This window comes from Nonomuraea rhizosphaerae, assembly GCF_019396405.1.
Classification (GTDB): domain Bacteria; phylum Actinomycetota; class Actinomycetes; order Streptosporangiales; family Streptosporangiaceae; genus Nonomuraea; species Nonomuraea rhizosphaerae.
Genome location: NZ_JAHKRL010000115.1, coordinates 1 through 5,245 on the forward strand (window position 1 = coordinate 1; position 5,245 = coordinate 5,245).

Annotated in this window: 5 protein-coding genes; 4 read left to right on the forward strand and 1 reads right to left on the reverse strand. The window is 72.6% G+C overall.

The window, feature by feature from the left end:
- The 4 genes from KME77_RS05720 to KME77_RS05735 all read left to right on the forward strand — a co-directional run.
- Nucleotides 1–1,283: PEP-utilizing enzyme (locus KME77_RS05720; RefSeq protein ID WP_246609226.1), on the forward strand; the 1,283-nt coding region annotated here is incomplete at its 5' end.
- Nucleotides 1,284–1,317: 34 nt separating this feature from the next.
- Complete coding sequence (locus KME77_RS05725; RefSeq protein ID WP_219462661.1) at nucleotides 1,318–1,980, forward strand: AIM24 family protein; 663 nt, start codon at nucleotides 1,318–1,320, stop codon at nucleotides 1,978–1,980.
- A gap of 123 nt (nucleotides 1,981–2,103) precedes the next feature.
- Nucleotides 2,104–3,672: an alkaline phosphatase D family protein gene (locus tag KME77_RS05730; protein WP_219462663.1), complete on the forward strand. Its 1,569-nt coding sequence runs from the start codon at nucleotides 2,104–2,106 to the stop codon at nucleotides 3,670–3,672.
- 17 nt (nucleotides 3,673–3,689) lie between these two features.
- Nucleotides 3,690–4,631: a discoidin domain-containing protein gene (locus tag KME77_RS05735; RefSeq protein ID WP_219462665.1), complete on the forward strand. Its 942-nt coding sequence runs from the start codon at nucleotides 3,690–3,692 to the stop codon at nucleotides 4,629–4,631.
- A 7-nt stretch (nucleotides 4,632–4,638) separates the two neighbouring features.
- On the opposite strand, the gene KME77_RS05740 is transcribed toward KME77_RS05735, so the two are convergent.
- The coding region (locus KME77_RS05740; protein ID WP_219462667.1) for a sugar phosphate isomerase/epimerase family protein at nucleotides 4,639–5,245 on the reverse strand (607 nt) is incomplete at its 5' end.

The following is a 5,245-nucleotide window of genomic DNA, read 5'->3' on the forward strand; positions in this document are numbered from 1 at the left end:
GGATCGGCGCCGAGCTCGACCGGCGGCTGAAGGTGCCCGGCGGCGCGACGCCGGTCGAGCGGCTCGACCACGCGGAGCGGATGCTGGCCGGCACGTTCCCGGTGATCATCTCGCTGATGCCGATCGCGCTCACCGGCTACGGCATGCTCGCGCTGGCGTCGAGGCTGGCCGGGATGTCCATGAGCGACACCCAGGACGTGCTGCGCAGCGTCCCCAACAACCCCACCACCGAGATGGACCTGGAGCTGTGGGCCCTGGCCACCCGGATCGAGCCCGGACCGTTCCGCGAGGAGCCGGTGAGCGAGCTGGTCCGCCGCTTCAGGGCCGGGGAGCTGCCTCCCCGGGCGCAGCAGGGCGTCACCGCGTTCCTCGACAAGTACGGGCATCGCGGCGTCGCTGAGATCGACCTGGGCGTGCCGCGCTGGTCCGACGACCCGACGCACATCCTCGGCGTGCTGGCCAACTACCTGCGGATGGAGGGCGGCGGGGAGCTGGCCCCCGACGCGCTGTTCGCCAAGGGGGCGGCCGACGCCGAGGCGGCCGTCGCGCGGATCGTGGCCGCCGCCCGCCGCAAGGGAGCGCTGCGCGCGGCCGTGGCCCGGTTCGGGCTGCGGCGCACGAGGATGTTCGCCGGGGTGCGGGAGCTGCCCAAGTTCTACGCGGTCAAGACGCTGGCGGCGGTGCGCGCGAGCCTGCTCGTCGTGGGGGAGCGGCTGGTGGCGGACGGGGTGCTGGAGTCGCCGCAGGACGTGTACTTCCTGCGGGTCGAGGAGGCCCGCGCGGCGCTCTCGAAGGGCGGGGACCTGCGGGAGCCGGTGAGGGAGCGGCGGGCGGCGTACGAGCTGGAGTCACGGCGCAGGCACGTGCCCCGGATCATGCTGTCCGACGGCACCGAGCCCGAGGCGCTGTCCGCGACCACGGCCGAGGGGGCGCTGACCGGCAGCGCGGCCTCCACGGGCACGGTCACCGGGCTCGCCCGGGTGGTGCTCGACCCGGTCGGCGCGCACCTGGAGCCGGGCGAGATCCTGGTCTGCCCGTCCACCGATCCCGGCTGGACGCCGCTGTTCCTGACGGCGGGCGGGCTGGTGATGGAGATGGGCGGCGCCATGTCGCACGGCGCGGTGGTGGCCCGCGAGTACGGCATCCCGGCCGTGGTCGGCGTCCCGGACGCGACGCACCGCATCGTCACCGGTCAGCGGATCACCGTGAACGGCGCGGCCGGCACCGTCACGCTGGAGGAGCCGGAGGAGGGGGAGGAGCCGCCCCCGGCGCCCACGCCGTAGGGTGGCGGGATCCAGCCCGTCGAAAGGCCCGCCCATGCGCAGCTCGATCTTCCGCAACCTCGACCCGCAGCAGCTCCCTCCCGGCTTCGCCCTGGAGAACGGCAAGATGCTGCGGGTCCAGCTCCCCGAGGTCCTGGCCAAACAGGGCTCGATGGTCGCCTTCCAGGGGCAGATGGACTTCGACTACGAGGGCGCGGGCGGGCTGGGCAAGCTGCTGAAGAAGGCGATGACGGGTGAGGGCGCGTCGCTGATGCGCGTACGCGGCCAGGGCCTGCTCTACCTGGCCGACAACGCCGACGACATCCACCTGTTCTACCTGGAGAACGAGGGCCTGACCGTCAACGGGCGCAACCTGCTCGCCTTCCAGCCGCAGCTCACCTGGGACATCCAGCGGGTGCAGGGCGCGGGCATCGCGGCGGGCGGGCTGTTCAACACCACGCTGACCGGCACCGGCTGGGCGGCCGTCACCACGCACGGCACGCCGGTGCTGCTGGACGCCGCGGCCATGCCGACGTACGCGGACGGGCAGTCGGCGGTCTGCTGGAGCACCGCGCTGCGCGTCGGCGTCAACCGGACGATGAAGGCCGGCGCGCTCATCGGCCGGGGGAGCGGGGAGGCGATGCAGCTCGCGTTCCAGGGGCAGGGCTTCGTGCTCGTGCAGGCCAGCGAGGGCGTCCCGGTGATGCCGGCCAAGTAGCCCGATCTCGAAAAGGTCACAGGAGTTAACGCTGTCTCCTGTTATTTTTAACTTCACTCTTGTTAAGAGTGTTGTCGGCTTGCTAGAAAGTGAGGGCTTTCGACCCCCCAGCCAAGGAAGCCCATGCCGCATCCCTCACGCCGGTCCTTCCTGGGACTCGGCGGCTCCGCGCTCGCCCTCGCCTTCACCACCGGCCTCGCCGACCCCTGGACGGCCCAGGCCGCCGTCAGGGGCGACTACCCGTTCCAGCTCGGCGTCGCCTCCGGGGACCCGCTGCCCGACCGGGTGATCCTCTGGACCCGGCTGGCGACCAGGCCGCTGGAGCCGCTGGGCGGCATGCCGTACAACAAGATCAAGGTCGAGTGGGAGATCGCCGAGGACGAGGCGTTCACGCGGCGGGCCGGGCACGGCGCCGCGTGGGCCGCCCCCGAGTACGGCCACTCGGTCCACGTGGACGCCACGGGGCTGCGGCCCGGCCGCGAGTACTACTACCGCTTCTGCGCCGGGACCGAGATCAGCCCCGTCGGCAGGACGAGGACCGCCCCCGCCCGAGGGAGCAGCCCCGAGGCGCTGAAGCTGGCCTTCGCCTCGTGCGCGCTGTGGCAGGACGGCTACTACAGCGCCTACCGGCACCTCGCCGAGGAGAACCCCGACGTGGTCTTCCACCTCGGGGACTACGTCTACGAGTACGGCATCGTGCCCACCGGCGGCATGCGGAACACGCCGGTGCCCGAGCAGTTCCGGGTGCAGTGCGACACGCTCGACCGCTTCCGCGTCCAGTACGGCCTCTACAAGAGCGACCCCGACCTCCAGGCCGCCCACCACCGCGCCCCCTGGGTGGTCACCTGGGACGACCACGAGGTGCTCGACAACTGGGCCGGCCCGTACGGGCCCGGCGGGGAGGTGAGCGAGCGGGACTTCCTGGTGATCCGCGCCAACGCCTTCCGGGCGTTCTGGGAGAACCTGCCCGTACGCGTGCCCGCCGTGCGGGGCCCCGACGCCCGGATCTACCGCAGGTTCACCTTCGGCGACCTGGCCGAGTTCAACGTGCTCGACACCCGCCAGTACCGCGACGACCAGGCGTGCGGCGACGGGCAGCAGACCGACTGCGCGGCCAGGCTCGACCCGGCCCGGCAGATGATCGGCGCCGAGCAGGAGAGGTGGCTGCTCGACGGCCTGGGCGCCTCCCGAGCCAAATGGAACGTCCTGACCCAGCAGATCGCCATGATCCAGCTCGACTTCGACCCCGGCCCCGCGCAGAAGGTCAGCATGGACCTCTGGGACGGCTACAAGGCCGCCAAGGACCGCGTCGTCAACGGCATGGTCGAGCGCCAGGTCAGCAACCCCGTGGTGCTGACCGGCGACATCCACTACAACCTGGCCGGCGAGCTGAAGGAGAACTTCGACGACCCGTCCTCGCGCACGGTCGGCGTCGAGTTCGTCTGCACCTCCGTCAGCAGCGGCGGCAACGGCAGCGCGAGCACGGGACTGCCCCCGGGCGGCAGCGACCCGGTCAACCCGCACCTGCGCTTCTCCAGCTACCAGCGCGGCTACGTGTCGTGCGAGGTCACCCGGAGCCAGTGGCGCTCCGACTACAAGGTGGTCCCGTACGTGGACAAGCCCGGCGCGCCCGTCTCCACGCGGGCCAGTCTCGTCACCCTCGACGGCGCTCCCGGCCTGCACGCCCTCTGACCAGGAAGGAAACGATCATGCGTCTTCTCAGCGCCGCCCTGGCCGTCGCCGCCGTGACCGCCCTGGCCGCCCCGTCCGCCGCCTGGGCGCTCCGGGGCCCCTCACCCACCCCGTCACCGGCCGTCCAGCCGCCCGAACAGGGACCGGCGTCCGTGTCCGCCGTCACGATCAAGCCGGGCACGTCCAAGGGCACCGGCAGGCTGACCCCCGTCGCGGGCTCGGGCGAACTGATCGCCCCCCTCGGCGTCGACCCCGCCTGCCCCGCCAGGATCCAGGTCGGCATGCGCAGCGACACGAAGAAGCCCGCGTACGCCGACATGTCCGTGGAGATCGACGCGCCGCTCACCGCCTCGCGCACGATGGTCACCAGCTACCTGCCACCCGGCTACGAGCTGACCGCGCCGCTCCTGGTCGCCGTGCCACCCGCCACCCCGGAGGGCACGTACGGCCTGCGCCTGCGCACCCCGCACCGCACGCTGTCCGTGCCCGTCCAGGTCGTCACCCCGGACAAGCTGGACAACGGCGGCAACCTGGCGCTGCGCCGGCAGGTCACCGCCTCCTCCCAGCACGTCAACGCCAACTACCCGCCCTGCAGCGTCGCCGACGGCGACAGCGGCTCCAACGGCTGGGCCGGCGGCAACGGCTGGAACGACGCCACCGCCCGGACCTGGCCCGACACCGTCGCCATCGCGCTCGGCGGCGTCAAGCAGGTCTCCCGCGTCGACCTGTACACGCTGAACACCGAGCGCTACCCCGCCTCCACCTACGGCCTGCGCGACTGGGACGTCCAGGCGGGCGTGAACGGCCAGTGGCAGACGGTCGCCCAGGTGCGCGGCAACACGGCCGGCAGCGTCCGCTCGGACTTCGCGCCCGTGACGGCGGACGCGGTCCGCGTCGTGGCGCTGGCCTCGAACGGCGCCAACGACTACACGCGCATCGTGGAGGTCGAGGTGCGCTGACGGGTCATCAGGGGCAGGCCACCGTGCGCGCGAAGCGGTCCTTCATGGTGGCCACCACCTCGTCCGGGTCCGCCGCCCAGACGTCGGCGTTGAAGATCTCCACCTCGACGTCACCGGTGTACCCGGCCGCCTCCACCGCGCGGGTGATCGGCCGGAAGTCGATCACCCCGTCGCCCATCATGCCCCGCCCCAGCAGCACGTCGGCGGGGAGCGGCTGGAGGAAGTCGCACACCTGGTACGAGGCGATCCGCCGCCCCGCCCTGGCGATCTCGTCGAACAGCCTGGGGTCCCACCACACGTGGAACGTGTCGACCACCACGCCGACCTGCTCCTCGGGGTAGGGCAGGCACAGGTCCACCGCCTGGGCCAGGGTCGACAGGACGGCCCTGTCGGCGCAGTACACGGGGTGCAGCGGCTCCAGGGCCAGCTTGACGCCCCGCTCACCGGCGTACGGCGCCAGGATCGCCAGCGACTCGGCGACCTGCTCCCGGGCGGCGGGCAGGTCCCGCGAGAACCCGCCTTCCGGTCCCGCGCCCTCCGGCCCCGTGCCGGGCAGTGGCTCCCCGGGGCGCACGCCCGGCAGGCCGCCGACCACCATCACCAGGCAGGCCGCC